Here is a 248-nt window from a genome sequence, read left to right on the forward strand (position 1 = left end):
TCAACGGAATCAGTAAAAGAGCGCGTACCGTGCGGGACATGACTGCCATGGTCGTCGTTCTCCGTGCTACCGCCCGCGAAAATGAAGGCGGCTTATCGGTTAAACGCCGGCAGGGCGAAAATCCTTCGGTAAATAAATCTTCATGGATCAACGGCGCAGCACTGCGACGGATTGGGCCGGGCTCACGCGTTTAATCACTGCCTGCGAGAAGGTTCGCGCGTTATGTGAGGAGCTGAGCATGTCCCGAT

The 248-nt window shown here is 56.0% G+C and carries 1 protein-coding gene; it reads left to right on the forward strand.

Going from position 1 to position 248, the window contains the following annotated elements; all coding sequences use genetic code 11:
* Positions 1-194: hypothetical protein (locus KZZ07_RS27245; RefSeq protein WP_219520150.1), on the forward strand; the 194-nt coding region annotated here is incomplete at its 5' end.
* Positions 195-248: the final 54 nt, after the last annotated feature.

The organism is Mameliella sp. CS4, from assembly GCF_019392335.1.
GTDB lineage: Bacteria > Pseudomonadota > Alphaproteobacteria > Rhodobacterales > Rhodobacteraceae > Antarctobacter.